The 16,482-nt window shown below is 73.2% G+C and carries 17 protein-coding genes; 9 read left to right on the top strand and 8 right to left on the bottom strand.

What is annotated here, in order from left to right; translation table 11 throughout:
* Positions 1–82: 82 nt before the first annotated feature.
* Positions 83–763: a thiaminase II/PqqC family protein gene (locus IE178_RS04420; protein WP_193511358.1), complete on the top strand. Its 681-nt coding sequence runs from the start codon at positions 83–85 to the stop codon at positions 761–763.
* Positions 764–868: 105 nt separating this feature from the next.
* Here IE178_RS04420 and IE178_RS04415 read toward each other — a convergent pair whose 3' ends face one another.
* From IE178_RS04415 to IE178_RS04395, 5 genes are all read right to left on the bottom strand, one after another.
* Positions 869–1,105, bottom strand: a complete 237-nt coding sequence (locus tag IE178_RS04415) for a DUF6213 family protein (RefSeq protein ID WP_184762197.1) — start codon at positions 1,103–1,105, stop codon at positions 869–871.
* Positions 1,106–1,130: 25 nt separating this feature from the next.
* Positions 1,131–2,516 carry an NADP-dependent succinic semialdehyde dehydrogenase gene (locus IE178_RS04410; protein ID WP_193511357.1) on the bottom strand — a complete coding sequence of 462 codons (1,386 nt, stop codon included), beginning with the start codon at positions 2,514–2,516 and terminating at the stop codon, positions 1,131–1,133.
* 77 nt (positions 2,517–2,593) lie between these two features.
* Positions 2,594–3,058, bottom strand: a complete 465-nt coding sequence (locus tag IE178_RS04405) for an NUDIX hydrolase (RefSeq protein ID WP_184762195.1) — start codon at positions 3,056–3,058, stop codon at positions 2,594–2,596.
* Complete coding sequence (locus IE178_RS04400; RefSeq protein WP_193511356.1) at positions 3,055–4,593, bottom strand: ATP-dependent DNA ligase; 1,539 nt, start codon at positions 4,591–4,593, stop codon at positions 3,055–3,057. The genes IE178_RS04405 and IE178_RS04400 overlap by 4 nt, the downstream gene beginning before the upstream one ends.
* Before the next feature lie 50 nt (positions 4,594–4,643).
* Positions 4,644–5,612: an NAD(P)/FAD-dependent oxidoreductase gene (locus IE178_RS04395; protein ID WP_184762193.1), complete on the bottom strand. Its 969-nt coding sequence runs from the start codon at positions 5,610–5,612 to the stop codon at positions 4,644–4,646.
* Between the two features lie 77 nt (positions 5,613–5,689).
* On the opposite strand from IE178_RS04395, the gene IE178_RS04390 reads away from it, so the two are divergent.
* The 6 genes from IE178_RS04390 to IE178_RS04365 all read left to right on the top strand — a co-directional run bounded on the left by IE178_RS04390 (position 5,690) and on the right by IE178_RS04365 (position 10,967).
* A complete protein-coding gene (locus IE178_RS04390; protein ID WP_184762192.1) occupies positions 5,690–6,262 on the top strand; it encodes a helix-turn-helix domain-containing protein in 573 nt (190 codons plus the stop codon).
* A 118-nt stretch (positions 6,263–6,380) separates the two neighbouring features.
* Positions 6,381–7,358 (top strand): NADPH:quinone oxidoreductase family protein, encoded by a 978-nt coding sequence (locus IE178_RS04385; protein WP_184762191.1) that lies wholly within the window; start codon positions 6,381–6,383, stop codon positions 7,356–7,358.
* On the top strand, positions 7,355–8,536 hold the full coding sequence (locus IE178_RS04380) for an acyl-CoA dehydrogenase family protein (RefSeq protein WP_193511355.1): 1,182 nt from the start codon (positions 7,355–7,357) through the stop codon (positions 8,534–8,536). The genes IE178_RS04385 and IE178_RS04380 overlap by 4 nt, the downstream gene beginning before the upstream one ends.
* The gene (locus IE178_RS04375; RefSeq protein WP_193511354.1) at positions 8,533–9,609 is read left to right on the top strand and encodes an acyl-CoA dehydrogenase family protein; all 1,077 of its coding nucleotides are present in this window, start codon (positions 8,533–8,535) and stop codon (positions 9,607–9,609) included. Before IE178_RS04380 ends, IE178_RS04375 begins: the two co-directional genes overlap by 4 nt.
* A 197-nt stretch (positions 9,610–9,806) precedes the next feature.
* Positions 9,807–10,670 (top strand): phosphatidylinositol-specific phospholipase C/glycerophosphodiester phosphodiesterase family protein, encoded by an 864-nt coding sequence (locus IE178_RS04370; protein ID WP_193511353.1) that lies wholly within the window; start codon positions 9,807–9,809, stop codon positions 10,668–10,670.
* A gap of 102 nt (positions 10,671–10,772) precedes the next feature.
* The gene (locus IE178_RS04365; RefSeq protein WP_193511352.1) at positions 10,773–10,967 is read left to right on the top strand and encodes a hypothetical protein; all 195 of its coding nucleotides are present in this window, start codon (positions 10,773–10,775) and stop codon (positions 10,965–10,967) included.
* A gap of 21 nt (positions 10,968–10,988) precedes the next feature.
* Here the strand turns inward: IE178_RS04365 and IE178_RS04360 are convergent, their stop codons facing one another.
* Entirely contained in the window at positions 10,989–11,384 is a 396-nt protein-coding gene (locus tag IE178_RS04360; protein WP_193511351.1) for a luciferase domain-containing protein, read from the bottom strand.
* A gap of 115 nt (positions 11,385–11,499) precedes the next feature.
* Between IE178_RS04360 and IE178_RS04355 the strand changes: the two genes are divergently transcribed.
* A complete protein-coding gene (locus IE178_RS04355; RefSeq protein WP_193511350.1) occupies positions 11,500–11,871 on the top strand; it encodes a DUF4180 domain-containing protein in 372 nt (123 codons plus the stop codon).
* 23 nt (positions 11,872–11,894) lie between these two features.
* Here IE178_RS04355 and IE178_RS04350 read toward each other — a convergent pair whose 3' ends face one another.
* Complete coding sequence (locus IE178_RS04350; RefSeq protein ID WP_193511349.1) at positions 11,895–13,103, bottom strand: ROK family transcriptional regulator; 1,209 nt, start codon at positions 13,101–13,103, stop codon at positions 11,895–11,897.
* A gap of 96 nt (positions 13,104–13,199) precedes the next feature.
* On the bottom strand, positions 13,200–14,645 hold the full coding sequence (gene xylB / locus IE178_RS04345; protein ID WP_193511348.1) for a xylulokinase: 1,446 nt from the start codon (positions 14,643–14,645) through the stop codon (positions 13,200–13,202).
* A 113-nt stretch (positions 14,646–14,758) separates the two neighbouring features.
* On the opposite strand from xylB, the gene xylA reads away from it, so the two are divergent.
* Positions 14,759–15,925, top strand: coding sequence for a xylose isomerase (gene xylA, locus IE178_RS04340; protein WP_184762183.1), 1,167 nt, complete (start codon positions 14,759–14,761; stop codon positions 15,923–15,925).
* Positions 15,926–16,482 lie beyond the last annotated feature (557 nt).

Raw genomic sequence — 16,482 nt, 5'->3', positions numbered from 1 at the left:
GCGGTGCGGGACGGCACCGCCGGGTTACCCGCGCCCCGCTCCCGGGGAACCCTCGTGTGTGACCCACGCCACGGAGGACGCGATGACACGCACCGCCCGGGAACTGCTGGAGACGATCACGCGGGACCTCGCCCCGGACCCGGGGTCCAACCCCCTCGTCCCCCTGATCGCCCGAGGCGAGGCGGACGGGGACACCCTGGCCGCGCTCGCCCTGGAGCAGCACGGGGTGATCCCGGCGGACCGCCGGGCCTTCCTGCGGCTGGCGGAGCGGGCGAAGGCCGAGCCGGCATCCGCCGCGTACTTCACCGCCCTCGCCCAGGGCGAGGCCCTCGCGGCGGAGCACCTGAAGACGTTCGCGGCCGCGTGCGGGGTGGACGGGCCCCGGGCGGACGCCTACGACCCCCTGCCGGGCTGCCAGTCCTACCCCGCGTACGTCGCCTGGCTGGCCCTCAACGCCGAGCCGGCCGACGTCGTCCTCGCCCTCACCGCCAACTTCTCGGCGTGGGGCGGCTACTGCGCCACCATCGCCGAGGCCCTGCGCGCCCACTACGCCTTCACCGACGAGGCCTGCGCCTTCTTCGACTTCTTCGCCGCACCGGCCCCGGCTCTGGACCGGACGGCCACGGCGGCGGTCGAGGAGGCCCTGGACGCGGGCCGCCTCGACGAGAACCGCGCACGCCGCTACGGCCGCCTGCTGCAGGGCTACGAGGCGCTGTTCTGGGCGACGCTGCGCCATCCCACCCAGCCGGTCGGGCGGGGGTGAGCCGCTTTTGCGAGGGGGGCCGGTGCCGTAGCACTCGTGGACGGGGACCTCGGCGCCGCGGGCGAAGTCCGCGTCCGGCACGTGCCGGACCGGGGAGGCTGGGGCCTAAGGGGTACCACCGCTGCTGTGGGCGATGCACGCCACGTCGATCCGGTCGGCCAGCTTCGCCAGCTCGATGGTGAGCGCGGCGACCGTGTCCTCGTCGAGCCCCTCCTCCCCGGCCTCCACGAGCCGCACCCACCGCCCGCCCACCGTGCGGAGCAGCTTGCTGACATCGGCCGCGGCCACCTGCAAGGTCCCGCGGCCGTCGACGATCAGAGGGAGAGTCACTTCGCGGTTCACAGTCGGGATCGTAGCCGCGCGAGCATCACGCACCGTGCCAAACCGTGGTGATGTTGCAGAACTCGCGGATTCCGTGCCCGGACAGCTCACGCCCGTACCCCGACCGCTTGACCCCGCCGAACGGGAACGCCGGATGGGACGCCGTCATCCCGTTCACATACACGCTGCCCGCCTCCAGGTCCCGGACGAACCGGTCGGCCTCGGCCTCGTCGCGGGTCCAGACATTGGAACTGAGGCCGAAGGAGGTGTCGTTGGCGATCAGCACCGCCTCGTCCAGGTCTGCCGCGCGGTACAGCGTGGCGACCGGGCCGAAGGCTTCCTCCCGGTGGATGCGCATCTCCCGGTCGATCCCGGCCAGGACGGTCGGCGGATAGAACCAGCCGGGCCCGTCGGGGCGCTCGCCGCCGCACAGCACGGTGGCGCCGGCCCGCACGGCGTCGGCGACCAGTTCCTCCAGGTCGTTCCGGCCCTGTTCGCTGGAGAGCGGGCCGACGTCCGTCTCCTCGTCCATCGGGTCGCCGACCCGGAGCGCCTTCATGCCCGCCGTGAAACGCTCGGCGAAGGCGTCGTAGACCTCCGTGTGCACGATGAACCGCTTGGCGGCGATGCAGGACTGCCCCGTGTTCTGCGTCCGCGCGGTCACCGCGACCTCGGCGGCCCGGTCCAGGTCGGCGGACGGCATCACCACGTACGGGTCGCTGCCGCCCAGTTCCAGCACCGTCTTCTTGACCATCTCACCGGCGGTGGAGGCGACCGCGCGGCCCGCGGGCTCGCTTCCGGTGAGGGTGGCCGCCTTCACCCGCTCGTCCCGCAGGATCTCGTCGACCGCGGCCGAGCCGATCAGCAGCGTCTGGAAGCAGCCCTCGGTGAAGCCCGCCCGGTGGAACAGGTCCTCCAGATACAGGGCGGTCTGCGGCACGTTCGAGGCGTGCTTGAGCAGGCCCACGTTGCCTGCCATCAGCGCGGGCGCCGCGAACCGCACCACCTGCCACAGCGGGAAGTTCCACGGCATCACGGCCAGTACCGGGCCCAGCGGCCGGTAGCGCACCAGGACCCGGGAGGCGCCGGAGTCCTTCACGTCGGAGGCGTCGGGCTCCTCGTCGGCGAGGAGTTCCGCCGCGTGATCGGCGTACCAGTGCATCGCGTTGGCGCACTTCGCGGCCTCCGCGCGGGCCTGCTTGACCGGCTTGCCCATCTCGGTGGTGATCACCCGGCCGATGGCCCGCCGGTCCTCGTCGAGGAGCTCGGCGGCCCGGTGCAGCAGGTGGGCGCGCTCGTCGAAGGTCGTCGTGCGGTACGTACGGAAGGTGGCCTCCGCGAGCTGGAGCCGGCGCTCGATCTCGTCCTCGCCCATGGGGTGGTACGTCTTGACCGTCTCGCCGTTCGCCGGATTCACCGTTGCGATGTGCATCGCTGACCTCCCTGGGGGCGGGCTGTGCTTCTCGACCTTCCCGCGCGGCGGTGGGCGGCGCAACGCGGGCGGCCTTCTCAGGGCGAGTGCTCCGCCAAGCGGTCGAGAAACGCGGTCTGCGCGGTGACGATCACCTCCCGGGCCCGGTCCGGGGTGAACCACGCCACCCGGTCGAGCTCCGGGAACCGCTGCATCCGGCCCGACCGCGGCGGCCACTCCATGACGAACGTGCCGGGGACGACCGTCGCCGGATCGAGGTCGGCCTCCACCGCCCAGGCCGTGACGATCTTTCCGCCCGCCTGCCGGACCTCCCCGAGCGGTACCGCCTCCCCGTCCGGCGGCGGCAGCCCCAGCTCCTCGCGGAACTCGCGCCGCGCCGCCTCCCAGGCCGGCTCGCCGGGGCCGTACTCGCCCTTCGGTACGGTCCACGCCCCGGCCTCCCGCCGTGCGAAGAACGGGCCTCCCATATGGCCCAGCAACACCTCCAGGCCCTGACCGGTGTACCGGAACACCAGCAGCCCGGCGCTGCGGGTGCCCTTCACGGCCGTACCTCGGGGTGCGCCGCCAGCAGGGTCTCGACGGTGTCCGCCTCCTGAGGGCGCTTGTCCTCGCGGTAGCGGATCACGCGGGCGAAGCGCAGGGTGACGCCGGCCGGGTAGCGGGTGGAGCGCTGGAGGCCGTCGTAGGCGACCTCCACCACGAGTTCGGGGCGTACGGTGACGACGTAGCCGCTCTCGTCGACCGCCAGCTCCCGCAGCCGTTCGGTCTGCCAGGTCAGCATCGCGTCGGTCATGCCCTTGAAGGTCTTGCCGAGCATGGCGAAACCGCCGTCGGCGGTGCGGGCGCCCAGGTGCAGGTTGGAGAGCTTCCCGGTGCGTCGGCCGTGGCCCCACTCGGCGGCCAGCACCACCAGGTCGAGCGTGTGCACCGGCTTGACCTTCAGCCAGGAGGCACCGCGCCGGCCCGCGCTGTAGGAGGCGTCCAGGCCCTTGACCACGACGCCCTCGTGGCCGCGCTTCAGCGTCTCGGCGAGGAAGTCCTCCGCCGCGGCCAGATCCCCGGGCCCCGACACCACGGTGCGCCGCACGCGCATCGGTTCCGGGACCAGCCGGGCCAGCTCGGCGTGCCGCCCGGTGAACGGCAGGTCCAGCAGGTCGCGGCCGTCCACGGACAGCGCGTCGAAGAAGACGGGCGAGACGGGCACCTCCCGGGCGGCCGTCGCCACGTCCACCCGCGAGCCGACCCGCCCGGCGGTCTCCTGGAACGAGCGGGGGCGGCCGTCGTCGTCGAAGGAGATGACCTCCCCGTCCAGGATGAACCGCTCGCCCCGCAACTCCCGGGCCGCCGCCGTCACTTCCGGCAGCCGGTCGGTGATGTCGTCGAGGGTGCGGGTGTGCACGCGCACCGTGTCGCCGTCACGGTGGACCTGGACGCGGATGCCGTCGAGTTTCTCCTCGACCGCGCAGGTCCCCAGCTTCGCGACCGCCTCGGCGACCGACGAGGCGCTGTGCGCCAGCATCGGCAGCACCGGGCGGCCGACCGTGAGCCGGAACCGCTCCAGCGCCCCGGGACCGTCCGCGAGCAGTGCCTCGGCCACCGTCTGCAGGGAGCCGGCCAGCATCACCGCCCGCCGCACGTCGGCCGGCGGCGCCCCCGTGGCCTGGGCCAGCCCCTCCACCGCGACCGCGTCCAGGGCGCCCTGCCGGACCTCGCCGGTGAGCAGCCCGAAGAGGAACCGCTGCTCGTCCTCGGTGGACGCGCCCAGCAGCTCGCCGACCAGCCGGACCCGCTCGGCCTGGGATCCCGGACCGGACACCTCGCCGAGCGCGGTGAGCAGCGCGTCGACCTCACGCACGGCCAGGGACGGTTCGGCGGCGGGGGTGACCGGACGGCTCAGCACCTTCCAGCCCACCCCGAGCCGCCCCTGCGGCAGCCGGCCGGCCAGATACGGGATGACGATCGGCACGTCGTCCGCCTCCGCCTCCCGGAACAGTTCGGCGAGCAGCGCGATCTTCCGGGACCGCGCCGAGGTGGCGGCCACCTCCTGGGACACACGGGCCAGCCGGGACAGCAGCATGCAGCCATGGTGCTACGGAGGCGGGCGCTCCACACCCCGGCCGGCGACGGTCATCCGGACACCGCGGCGTCCAGGTCGCTCATCAGGAGGTCTCCGACGATCGCGGCCGCCGCGCGGTAGCCACCGCTCGCCGCGTGCACGACCTGCTCGCCGAAGCCGATCGCGTTGCCCGCCGCCCAGACGCCGGGCACCGTGGTCAGGCCCGTCTGGTCGACGACCGGGTACGCGCCGAACGGCGTCTCGTTCAGTTCGGCGCCCAGCCGCTCCAGCAGACCCGTCTGCGGCACCGGGCGCGGCCCGGCGAAGAGCACGGAGCGGGCGTGCGTGGTGCCGTCGGCCAGCCGCACCCCGGTGAGCCGGTCGTCCTCGGTCACCAGCTCCGCGACCTCCCCGGGCACGACGTCGACCCCGGCGGCGGCCAGCCGCCGCAGGTCCTGGTCGGACAACTCGTCCTCGGCGACCCGGTGCAGGAAGAAGGTGACGTCCTTCGACCACTGGGACACCATCAGCGCCTGGTGCACGCTCATCGCGCTCGACGCGAGCACACCGAAGGGCTCGTCGCGCACCTCCCAGCCGTGGCAGAACGGGCAGTGCAGCACGTCGCGCCCGAACCGCTCGGCGACCCCGGGGACCTCGGGCAGCTCGTCCTTCAGCCCGGTGGCGACGATCAGCCGCCGGGCGCGCACGGGCCGTCCCGCGTCCCGTACGACGGTGAAGTCCCCGTCCCTGCTGACCTCCGTGACCCGGTCCCGGACGAGCTCGACGCCGTAGCGTGCGATCTCCTCCCGGCCGAGCGCCAGGAACTCGGCCGGCGACATCCCGTCCCGGGACAGGTAGCCCTGCATGTGGGACGAGGGCGCGTTGCGCGGCTCGCCCGCGTCGACGACCAGCGTGCGCAGCCGGGCCCGGCCCAGCACCAGCGCGGCGGAGAGTCCCGCCGCTCCGCCTCCCACGACGACCACGTCGTACCGGTCGTCGTGGATCCGGTCGTGGTTTTCGTTCTTGTCCGTCTCGTTCATCGTGACCACCTCCACGACGACGGTCGCCCAGCCACTGCCGGATTGACAAATGACTTTGCCGGTTCTGCAATATCGGTATGACGACGGACGACGTTCTCGCGGAAGTGGGCCCCCGGCTGCGGCGGATCAGGAAGGAGCGGGAGGTGACACTCGCCGCGCTGTCGGAGGTGACCGGCATCTCCGTCAGTACCCTCTCGCGGCTGGAGTCCGGACTGCGCAAACCCAGTCTGGAGCTGCTGCTGCCGATCGCGCAGGCCCATCAGGTGCCGCTGGACGAACTGGTCGGCGCGCCGCCGGTCGGCGATCCACGGGTCAGGGCCGAGCCGATCCAGCGCTACGGCCGCACTCACTGGCCGCTCACCCGGCAGCCCGGTGGGCTGCAGGCGTTCAAGGTGCTCGAGCCGCAGCGCGAGCTGGAGCCCGAACCGCGCGTCCACGAGGGCTACGAGTGGCTGTATGTGCTGTCCGGGAAGCTGCGCCTGGTACTCGGCGACCACGATGTGGTGCTGGTGGCGGGGGAGGCGGCCGAGTTCGACACCCGTGTGCCGCACTGGTTCGGGTCGACGGGCGAGGGGCCGGTGGAGTTCCTCAGTCTGTTCGGTCCGCAGGGGGAGCGGATGCATGTGAGGGCACGGCCCAGGCAGTCGTGACGAGGGGCGACCGGCGGCCGTGACGGACGCGACGGTTCCCTGATGAGCAAGCGACCGCTTAGTATGCGGTGGACCCGGTCAGGCGAACACGATGTTCACAGTCCCGTGGAGGCCCCGCATGCAGGCATGGCAAGTGCACGAGCTCGGCGAGCCGGGCGAGGTGATGCGCCGCGCGGAGGTGGCACGGCCGACGCCCGGTGAGGGGCAGGTCGTGCTGAAGGTGCGCGCCGCCAACATCAACTTCCCGGACGCGCTGATGTGCCGGGGCCAGTACCAGGTCAGGCCGCCGCTGCCGTTCACGCCGGGCGTGGAGATCTGCGGCGAGACCGAGGACGGGCGCCGGGTGATCGCCAACCCCACGCTGCCGCACGGCGGTTTCGCCGAGTACGCCGTCGCTGACGCCGCCGCGCTGCTGCCCGCCCCGGACGCGCTCGACGACGCCGAGGCCGCCGCCCTGCACATCGGCTACCAGACCGGCTGGTTCGGCCTGCACCGCCGGGCCGCTCTGGAAGCCGGCGAGACGCTGCTCGTCCACGCTGCCGCGGGAGGGGTCGGCAGCGCGGCCGTGCAGCTCGGCAAGGCGGCGGGCGCCACCGTCATCGGCGTGGTCGGCGGTGCCGCGAAGGCGTCCGTCGCCCGCGAGCTGGGCTGTGACGTGGTGATCGACCGGCGCGAGCAGGACGTCGTCGCCGCCGTCAAGGAGGCCACCGGTGGCCGGGGCGCCGATGTGATCTACGACCCCGTCGGCGGCCAGGCCTACGCCCAGTCCGCCAAGGCCGTGGCCTTCGAGGGGCGGATCGTCGTCGTCGGTTTCGCCAGCGGTTCGATCCCCAGCCCCGCGCTGAACCACGCACTGGTGAAGAACTACTCGATCCTCGGCCTGCACTGGGGCCTGTACAACACCAAGAACCCGAAGCTGGTCCAGCACTGCCACGAGCAGCTCACCGACCTCGCCGCCCGGGGCGCGATCAAGCCGCTGGTGAGCGAGCGCGTGCCGCTCGACGGTGCGGCGGCCGCCGTCCAGCGGGTCGCGGACGGAGCCACCACCGGGCGCGTCGCCGTACTGCCCGGGCTGGAGAACGGAGCCACCGCATGACCGACGCCGCCGAACTGCTCCGCCGCACCAGGGAGTTGCTGGCCGCGCAGCCGCCCGCCACGACCGGTCGCCTGGACTTCCTGCGCGCCCGCTTCGACGCCGGACTCGCCTGGGTGCACTTCCCGCAGGGGCTCGGCGGGCTCGACGCGCCGCGCTCCCTCCAGGCCGTCGTGGACGCGGAGTTGGAGGCCGCCGGTGCCCCGGACAACGACCCGCGGCGCATCGGCATCGGCCTGGGCATGGCCGCGCCGACCATCCTCCAGTACGGCACCGAGGAGCAGCAGCAGCGCTTCCTGCGGCCCCTGTGGACCGGCGAGGAGGTCTGGTGCCAGCTGTTCAGCGAGCCGGGCGCGGGCTCCGACCTGGCCGCGCTCGGTACGCGCGCCGTACGCGAGGGCGACCACTGGGTGGTCAACGGGCAGAAGGTGTGGACCTCCAGCGCCCACGTCGCCCGCTGGGCCATCCTCATCGCCCGCACCGACCCGGACGTGCCCAAGCACCGGGGCATCACGTACTTCGTCTGTGACATGACCGATCCCGGTGTCGAGGTGCGGCCCCTGCGCCAGATCACCGGCGAGGCCGAGTTCAACGAGGTCTTCCTCACCGACGTCCGCATCCCCGACTCCCGCCGCCTCGGCGGGATCGGCGACGGCTGGCGGGTCGCCCAGACCACGCTCAACAACGAACGCGTCGCCATCGGCGGCATGCGGCTGCCCCGCGAGGGCGGCATGATCGGCCCGGTCTCCAGGACCTGGCGCGAACGCCCCGAACTGCGCACCCACGACCTGCACCAGCGGCTGCTGAGGCTCTGGGTCGAGGCCGAGGTCGCCCGGCTCACCGGCGAACGCCTGCGCCAGCAGCTCGTCGCCGGACAACCCGGCCCCGAGGGCGCCGGCATGAAACTGGCCTTCGCCCGCCTCAACCAGGAGATCAGCGGCCTGGAAGTGGAACTGCGGGGCGAGGAGGGACTGTTGTACGACGACTGGACCATGCGCCGCCCCGAACTGGTCGACTTCACCGGGCGCGACGCCGGCTACCGGTACCTGCGCTCCAAGGGCAACAGCATCGAGGGCGGGACCAGCGAGGTCCTGCTGAACATCGTCGCCGAACGCGTCCTGGGCCTGCCGGCCGAGCCGCGCACCGACAAGGACGTCGCCTGGAAGGACCTCTCCCGATGACCGACCTGCTGTACTCGGAGGAGGAAGAGGCGCTGCGCGCCGCCGTCCGGGACCTGCTCACCGACCACTGCGACGCGGCCGGGGTGGTCGCCCGCGTCGAGTCGGACGCCCCGCACGACCCGTCGCTGTGGAAGGCACTCGCCGACGGCATGGGCCTGGCCGGTCTGCTGGTCCCCGAGGACCGGGGCGGCCAGGGCGCGACCCACCGCGAAGCCGCCGTCGTGCTGGAGGAGTTGGGACGCGCCGCCGCTCCGGTGCCGTATCTGACGAGTGCCGTGGTGGCCACCGAGGCACTGCTGGCCTGTGAGCACGCCGGTGACCTGCTCGACGCGCTGGCGTCCGGGCGCAGGACCGGCGCTCTCACCGTCGGGCTGCACACCGCTCCCGGCGCCGCGTTCACCGCCGTACGCCTGGAGGGCGGGGCGCTGCACGGGGAGCTGACCGGCATCGCGGACGCCGCTGCCGCCGACGTCCTGCTCGTGCCGGCCGACGACGGCGGGCTGTACGCCGTGGAGGCCGACGCGGTCACCGTCACCCCGCAGGCGTCCCTGGACCTCACCCGGCCCCTCGCCCGGGTCGTTCTCGACGGCGCACCGGGGCGTCGGCTGGGCGACGCCGGGCCGGCCGTGCGGCGGGCCCTGCGGGCCGGCGCCGGACTCCTCGCCTCCGAGCAGCTCGGCGTGGCCGACTGGTGCCTGACCGAGACCGTCCGCCACGTGAAGGACCGCAAGCAGTTCAACCGCCCCGTCGGCGGTTTCCAGGCGCTCAAGCACCGGCTCGCCCAGCTGTGGCTGGAGGTCGTCAGCCTCCGCGCGGCCGCGCGGGCCGCCGCCGACGCACTGGCGACCGGGGAGGACGTCGACGTGAGGGTCACCGTCGCCCAGGCCTACGCCGCGTCCGTCGCGGTCCGCGCCGCCGAGGAGGCCCTGCAACTGCACGGCGGCATCGGCATGACCTGGGAACACCCGGTGCACCTCTACCTCAAGCGCGCCAAGGCCGACTCGATCGCCTACGGCACGGCGGGCGCCCACCGTGAGGCGCTGGCGGAACTGGTGGACCTGCCGGCTCCCTGACGCTGCCCCCCGACGCACACCCGGTCGAACAGCCGGAGAAGCCCGTCCCCCAGGGGGCGGGCCTTTCCGTATCCTCGCGCCGGGTAAATGAACGCCCGACGGCGGATCGGCCAACTCACCGCACGGACGCGCTCCTTGTGTGCCCGCGGACCTCATACTCATCGGGGTCCCATCCGGCACTTCCAGGGAGGCAGAGCATGGCCCTCACCACCCGTCGCAGAGCCCTCACCACCCTCGGCGCCGCCTTCGCCGGCTCGGTCGCCCTGCCCGCGGCCCAGGCGCTGGCCGGCGAACGGCGACACCGTCCGCGCCCGTTGTGGCGCGCCCACGCCCACAACGACTACGAGCACCCGCGTCCCCTCCTCGACGCCCTCGACCACCGCTTCGGCAGCGTCGAGGCGGACATCTTCCTGGTCGGCGACCAACTCCTCGTCGCTCACGACCCCGAGGACCTCGATCCGTCCCGCACCCTGGAATCCCTGTACCTCGACCCGCTCGCCGCCCGGGTCCGCGCCCACGGGGGGTCCGTCCACCGCGGGCACCGGCGGCCGCTGCAGCTCCTGGTCGACATCAAGACCGAGGGCTCGTCCACCTACCTGGAACTCGACCGCCATCTGCGCCGCTACCGGCACCTGTTCACCACCTACGCGCACGGCCAGGTGCTGCCGGGACCCGTCACCGTCGTCGTCTCCGGCGACCGGGCGGCCCGTGTGCCGATGGAGGCCCAACGGGTGCGCCGGGCCTTCCACGACGGCCGGCTGGCCGACCTCGGCGGTCCCACACCGGCCTCCTTCACCCCGCTGATCAGCGACAACTGGTCGCTCAACTTCACCTGGCAGGGTGTCGGCGCCTTCCCCGACGCCGAGCGCCGTAAGCTGCGCGACATCGTGGGCACCGCGCACGCGCGCGGGCAGCGGGTACGGTTCTGGGCCACCCCGGACCAGCCGGGCCCGGCCCGCGACGCCCTCTGGGGCGAACTGGTCGCGGCGGATGTCGACCACCTCAACACCGACGACCTCGCGGGGCTGGAATCCTTCCTCGACGCCTACCGGCAGGCGTGACACCACACGTTCGGAGGACAGGTCAGCCGCCCGGACGAACCCTCCGCTACGCCACACTTGCGGCCGAACGCCGCGAAACGGATGTGGCGGAGGAGGTTGACGATGGCCATTTCCATCTCTGTGGTGCTGCTGCTCTCGGTCCTGGCGGTGATCTTCCTGCGCAACGGGGGGCTGAAGATCTCCCACGCGCTGGTCTGTCTGCTGCTCGGTTTCTACCTGGCCAGCTCGAGCATCGCGCCCACGATCCACAGTGGCCTCACGGCGACCGCCGAGATCGTCGGCGGCCTGCGGCCGTGAGGCCATGCCGGCGGTCCCGGCTCAGCGGTCGGTCACCGCGTCGCGCGGCAGCACGGTGACGCGGTGGAAGTTGCATCCGGCCGGTGCCGACAGGGTGGACGGGGGCCGGTTCTGGTGTGCTTTGAGGGCGACGCTCACCAGACTCAGCAGCAGGTCCACGTCGCTGGGGCAGTCCAGATGCACCGTCACCCAGCAGGATCCCGGGAGCAGCTGGATCGCACTCGACCCGGCCAGGTCGTAGTGGAAACGCTGGATCGCGCGGTGGGTGAGGTGGAGGTCCACGTCCCGCGAGGAGTGGAAGTGGACGATCTCGTCACGGGTGCCGCGGAGCGCCTGCCCCGTACCGCAACCGGCCGGACAGGCCGTGAGATCGGGCCATGTGAGCAGTCGCTCCATGGCTCGCTGCGCCGGTGTCATGCTCTCATCGTCGCCTGCTCACCGCGCGGCCACCAGGAGTTGGACGATTCGTGATCGAGAGGTGAGCTCGCACGGCACCCGACCACCGCGGCATTCCCTGACATATGATCAGGTGATGGCAGACAACGATCCCATGACCTTGCACGGCGCGTCCGTCCTCGTGTGCGACAAGGACGGACGGAAGCTGAGCGGCGGCGAGACCGCTCTCGATCTGATCGGCGATGCCATGGGCTGTCACGCGGAGGTGGTGGCCGTCCCGGTGGAGCGGGTGGCCGACGAGTTCTTCGCCCTGCGCTCGGGCGTCGCCGGGGACGTGGTGCAGAAGTTCGTCAACTACCGGCTGCGTCTGGTGATCATCGGTGACATCGCCTCCCACGTGGCGGACAGCGAGGCCCTGCGCGACTTCGTGCGTGAGGCGAACCGCGGCAACCAGGTGTGGTTCGTGGCCGACCACGCGGAACTCGGCGAGAGGCTGGCGCGGGGGTAGCGAGGCGTCCCGGGGCCCGTGCGTCAGACTCGCTCGGCCACTGCCGCCGGGTCGTCCAGGACCCCGCGTACCACCGAGTGCGCCGCGCCCAGCAGCGGGCCCTCGGGGCCCAGCGCCGACACGGAGACGGGACAGGCCGGCCCCGCCGTACGCCGGGCCAGTTCGGACCGCAGGGAGGGCAGCAGCCAGGGCGCGAGCCCGGACAGGGCTCCGCCCAGCACCACACCCTCGGGGTCCAGCAGATTGACCGCCCCGGTCAGGGCGATCCCGAGCGCCGTTCCGGCGTCGTGCAGGGCGCGTCGTACGTCGGCGTCGCCCTGCTCGGCGCGGCCCGCGAGGAGACCGACACGGTCCTCGCCCGGCTCCAGTCCGGCCGCGCGCAGCACCGCCTCCTCACCGGCGTACTGCTCCAGACAGCCCCGTCCGCCGCAGGCGCACGCCGGTCCGTCGGGCTGCACCGGCACATGGCCCAGCTCGCCCGCGAAGCCGCGGTTTCCGTGCAGCAGCCGCCCGTCCACGACGACCGCGGCGCCGATGCCGATCTCGGCCGACACATGGAGGAAGTCGCGGGGGGTGCCCTCACCGAGCCAGAGTTCGGCCAGTGCACCGAAGTTGGCCTCGTTGGCCACGGTGAGCGGGAACCGCGCCGGGAGCAGATCGCCGAGGTCCGTGTCCTGCCAGCCGAGGTTCGGGGCGCGTGCGACGGTCCGGGCGTCGCGCGCCACCAGACCCGGTACGGCCACGGCGAGCCCCGCCGGCCACAGGCCCTCGTCCTCCGCCTCGGCGACGACCCGGTGTATCAGCTCGGTGAGGTCTGCGAGCACCGGTTCGGGGGAGCGGTCCCGGTTGGGGACGTGCCGTACCGCGCGTGCCCGGACCCGGCCGCGCAGGTCGACCGCGCAGACCGCGAGATGGTCGACGCCGACCTCGGCACCGATGCCCGCGGGACCGTGCCCGCTGACGGCCAGCGCCGAGCCGGGACGGCCCACGCGTCCGGGCCGCTCGGGTCCCAGTTCCTCCAGCAGACCCGAGCGGATGAGCTCGTCGACCAGCGTGGACACCGCCGCTCGGGTCAGTCCGATGCGCGAGGCGACGGCGGCCCGCGACAGCGGCCCCTCGGCGCTGACGGTGTGCATCACCCGCGACAGGTTGCGGCGTCGCATGCCCTGCTGGGTGTCGGGCAGTACGCGTCCTGGACCGGCCGGGCGGGCCTTGTGCGGGGGTGCGCTCATTCCTCCGTCATTCCTCGGTTGCTGCCGATGTCGCATGCGGCCGGTCGCCGCCGACGGTCCGTGCCCCGCCGGCCGGTGCCGCGCCGGCGGGCGCCGTCAGTCGCCGTCCGTGCCGCGTTCCAGCAGCGGGGCCGCGTCGGAGAGTACCCCGGCGAGCCTGCTCAGCGTCTCCTCGTCCCGCTCCACGGCCTCCAGCACCGGGCCCGCCGCCGTGTCCCAGCGCCGGGCGACCGCCGCCGGGTCCTCCCCGGTGAGCAGCCCGGCCGCCTGCGCCGCCGCACCGAGCGCCACCAGCTCCTTCGCCTCGGGCACCCGCACGGGGCGCCCCGACAGCCGCCGTACGGTCTGCTGCCAGGCGGTGCCCCGGGCGCCGCCGCCGATCAGCAGCAGGGGGGCCGACGGGTCGGCGTCCTCGTCCACGACGAGGTCGAGCGCGGCCAGCAGGGAGTACACGGCGCCGTCGTAGGCGGCCTGGAGCAGCTGGCCGCCGGTGGTGTCGTGGCGCAGTCCGTGCAGCAGGCCGGAGGAGTTGGGGAGGTTCGGGGTGCGCTCGCCGTCCAGGAAGGGCAGCAGCGTGATGCCGCTGCCGGGCTCGACGGCCTCGCGGTCCAGTCCCAGCAGGGTGGCGACCCGGTCGACGGCGAGGGTGCAGTTGAGGGTGCAGGCCAGTGGCAGCCAGTCGCCGCGCGCGTCCGCGAAGCCCGCCACCGTGCCGGTCGGGTCGGCCGGCCTGCGCCGCGACACCGCGTACACGGTGCCCGAGGTGCCGAGGCTCATCACCGGCGTGCCGGGGCGCACGCCGAGGCCCAGTGCGGCGGCGGCGTTGTCGCCGGTGCCGCACGCCACCAGGGTGCCCTTGGAGAACGGCAGGTCGTGGCTGTCGCGCACGGTCCCGGCCACCTCGCCGGGCCGCACCACCCGGGGCAGCAGCGCCGGGTCGAGTCCCACGTGAGCGAGGATCTCCTCGTCGTACGCCTCCGTCCCGGACGCCCACCACCCGGTGCCGGAGGCGTCGCCGCGGTCGGTCGTGCCCTGCCCGGTGAGCCGCTCGGTGAGGTAGTCGTGGGGCAGCCGGACGGCCTGGGTGGCGCGGACCGCCTCCGGCTCGTGCTCGGCCAGCCAGGCCCACTTGGTGACCGTGAAGGAGGCGGCGGGGACGCTTCCCGTGCGCTCGGCCCAGAACTTGGCGCCGCCCAGCTCCTCGATCAGCCGGCGTCCCTGCGGCGCGGAACGCACGTCGTTCCACAGCAGCGCCGGGCGGACCGGCTCGCCGTGTGCGTCCAGTGTGACGAGGCCGTGCTGCTGTCCGCCGATCGACACGGCTGCGGCCTCGTGCGCCGCCTCGCCGCACTGGCGCAGCGCCTCGCACAGGGCGTCCCACCACTGGCGCGGATCACTCTCCCGGCCCGCCCCCGAGGTCACCGTGTGCGGTGCCTGGCCGCTCGCGACGACCCGGCCGGTGGCCACGTCGACCACCAGCGCCTTGGTGGACTGGGTGGATGTGTCCACGCCGACGACGAGCGGACCCTCGGCTGCTGACATCGGTTGCTCCCTCTTCCGCGGCTCAGCGGTGTGTGTCTCTTCCCTGAAATGCTCCTGCATACTAATTTGTAAAGCGCCATGACGAAATAGTCTCAGCAGCAAGGAGCCGCGGCATGAACTACCAGCCCACCCCCGAGGACAGGTTCACCTTCGGACTGTGGACCGTCGGCTGGCAGGGACGGGACCCCTTCGGCGACGCCACCCGGCGTGCCCTCGACCCGGTCGAGTCGGTGCGGCGCCTGGCCGAGCTGGGCGCCCACGGCGTCACCTTCCACGACGACGACCTCATCCCCTTCGGCTCGAGCGACAGCGAGCGCGAGGAGCACGTCAAGCGGTTCCGGCAGGCGCTGGACGACACCGGCATGAAGGTGCCGATGGCCACCACCAACCTGTTCACCCACCCGGTGTTCAAGGACGGCGGGTTCACCGCCAACGACCGCGACGTGCGCCGCTACGCGCTGCGCAAGACCATCCGCAACATCGACCTCGCGGTCGAGCTCGGTGCGGAGACCTACGTGGCCTGGGGCGGCCGTGAGGGCGCCGAGTCCGGCGGCGCCAAGGACGTGCGGGACGCCCTCGACCGCATGAAGGAGGCCTTCGACCTGCTCGGCGAGTACGTCACCTCGCAGGGCTACGACATCCGCTTCGCCATCGAGCCCAAGCCGAACGAGCCGCGCGGTGACATCCTGCTGCCCACCGTCGGACACGCGCTGGCGTTCATCGAGCGCCTGGAGCGGCCGGAGCTGTACGGCGTCAACCCGGAGGTCGGCCACGAGCAGATGGCCGGGCTGAACTTCCCGCACGGCATCGCCCAGGCGCTGTGGGCGGGCAAGCTGTTCCACATCGACCTCAACGGCCAGAACGGCATCAAGTACGACCAGGACCTCCGCTTCGGCGCGGGCGATCTGCGGGCCGCGTTCTGGCTGGTGGACCTGCTCGAGTCGGCCGGCTACAGCGGCCCGCGGCACTTCGACTTCAAGCCGCCGCGGACCGAGGACCTCGACGGCGTCTGGGCGTCGGCGGCCGGCTGCATGCGCAACTACCTGATCCTCAAGGACCGCGCGGCCGCCTTCCGCGCGGACCCGGAGGTGCAGGAGGCGCTGCGCGCGGCCCGGCTGGACCAGCTGGCCCAGCCGACGGCGGCCGACGGCCTCCAGGCCCTGCTCGACGACCGGTCCGCGTTCGAGGACTTCGACGTCGACGCGGCCGCCGCGCGGGGCATGGCCTTCGAGCACCTCGACCAGCTGGCGATGGACCACCTGCTGGGTGCCCGGGGCTGAGCTTCGGACGCGCGGGGCGCGGTCGCACCGGCTGTTCCGCCGGACGACTGCGCCCCGCGCGCTGCGGCATCGTCCCCGGTGGCGCGCCGTGGTGGTGCGTCAGGGCGTGCCGTGGTGGTGTCCGGGGCGTCGTGACGGTTCTGCGGTGGCGTCCGGTGCTGTGGTGCTCCCCGATGGCTGGGGTGCCGGGTGCCGTGGTCGCGGGGGCTGTGTCCGGAGCGGGTGGCGGTCTGGCCGCGACGGCCTTCGCCGCGGCGGTTCCGGACGGCTGTGGTGCCGTCCACGGCGGCGTCCGGCGCACGACGTAGTGCTGTCCACGGCACGGCGGCGTCCGGCGCGGGTGCGCTTGCGCGCCGGCGCCGGTGCTTCCGCCCGTGCCGCTCGGCGCTCGGCGCGCGGTGTTCCTGTCCACGTCCTCGCCCGGCGCGCGGGCGTCCTGCCCACGCTCTCGCGTGTGCCGCTCTCGCGTGTGCCGCTCTCGCGTGTGCCGCTCTCGCGTGTGCCGCTCTCGCGTGTGCCGCTCTCGCGTGTGCCGCTCTCGCGTGTGCCGCTCTCGC

Source organism: Streptomyces griseoloalbus (assembly GCA_014650015.1).
Classification (GTDB): domain Bacteria; phylum Actinomycetota; class Actinomycetes; order Streptomycetales; family Streptomycetaceae; genus Streptomyces; species Streptomyces griseoloalbus.
The sequence above is the reverse complement of the archived record's forward strand: the minus strand, read 5'-3'. Positions and strand labels throughout refer to the sequence as shown.

What these genes read in the sequence shown, in the direction of transcription:
- IE178_RS04420 (WP_193511358.1), top strand. Translation starts at nt 83, where the DNA reads ATGACACGCACCGCCCGGGAACTGCTGGAGACGATCACGCGGGACCTC.
- IE178_RS04395 (WP_184762193.1), bottom strand. Translation starts at nt 5,612, where the DNA reads ATGAACGAGACGGACAAGAACGAAAACCACGACCGGATCCACGACGAC.
- IE178_RS04360 (WP_193511351.1), bottom strand. Translation starts at nt 11,384, where the DNA reads ATGACACCGGCGCAGCGAGCCATGGAGCGACTGCTCACATGGCCCGAT.
- IE178_RS04390 (WP_184762192.1), top strand. Translation starts at nt 5,690, where the DNA reads ATGACGACGGACGACGTTCTCGCGGAAGTGGGCCCCCGGCTGCGGCGG.
- xylA (WP_184762183.1), top strand. Translation starts at nt 14,759, where the DNA reads ATGAACTACCAGCCCACCCCCGAGGACAGGTTCACCTTCGGACTGTGG.
- xylB (WP_193511348.1), bottom strand. Translation starts at nt 14,645, where the DNA reads ATGTCAGCAGCCGAGGGTCCGCTCGTCGTCGGCGTGGACACATCCACC.
- IE178_RS04380 (WP_193511355.1), top strand. Translation starts at nt 7,355, where the DNA reads ATGACCGACGCCGCCGAACTGCTCCGCCGCACCAGGGAGTTGCTGGCC.
- IE178_RS04355 (WP_193511350.1), top strand. Translation starts at nt 11,500, where the DNA reads ATGGCAGACAACGATCCCATGACCTTGCACGGCGCGTCCGTCCTCGTG.
- IE178_RS04350 (WP_193511349.1), bottom strand. Translation starts at nt 13,103, where the DNA reads ATGAGCGCACCCCCGCACAAGGCCCGCCCGGCCGGTCCAGGACGCGTA.
- IE178_RS04385 (WP_184762191.1), top strand. Translation starts at nt 6,381, where the DNA reads ATGCAGGCATGGCAAGTGCACGAGCTCGGCGAGCCGGGCGAGGTGATG.
- IE178_RS04400 (WP_193511356.1), bottom strand. Translation starts at nt 4,593, where the DNA reads ATGCTGCTGTCCCGGCTGGCCCGTGTGTCCCAGGAGGTGGCCGCCACC.
- IE178_RS04410 (WP_193511357.1), bottom strand. Translation starts at nt 2,516, where the DNA reads ATGCACATCGCAACGGTGAATCCGGCGAACGGCGAGACGGTCAAGACG.
- IE178_RS04375 (WP_193511354.1), top strand. Translation starts at nt 8,533, where the DNA reads ATGACCGACCTGCTGTACTCGGAGGAGGAAGAGGCGCTGCGCGCCGCC.
- IE178_RS04370 (WP_193511353.1), top strand. Translation starts at nt 9,807, where the DNA reads ATGGCCCTCACCACCCGTCGCAGAGCCCTCACCACCCTCGGCGCCGCC.
- IE178_RS04365 (WP_193511352.1), top strand. Translation starts at nt 10,773, where the DNA reads ATGGCCATTTCCATCTCTGTGGTGCTGCTGCTCTCGGTCCTGGCGGTG.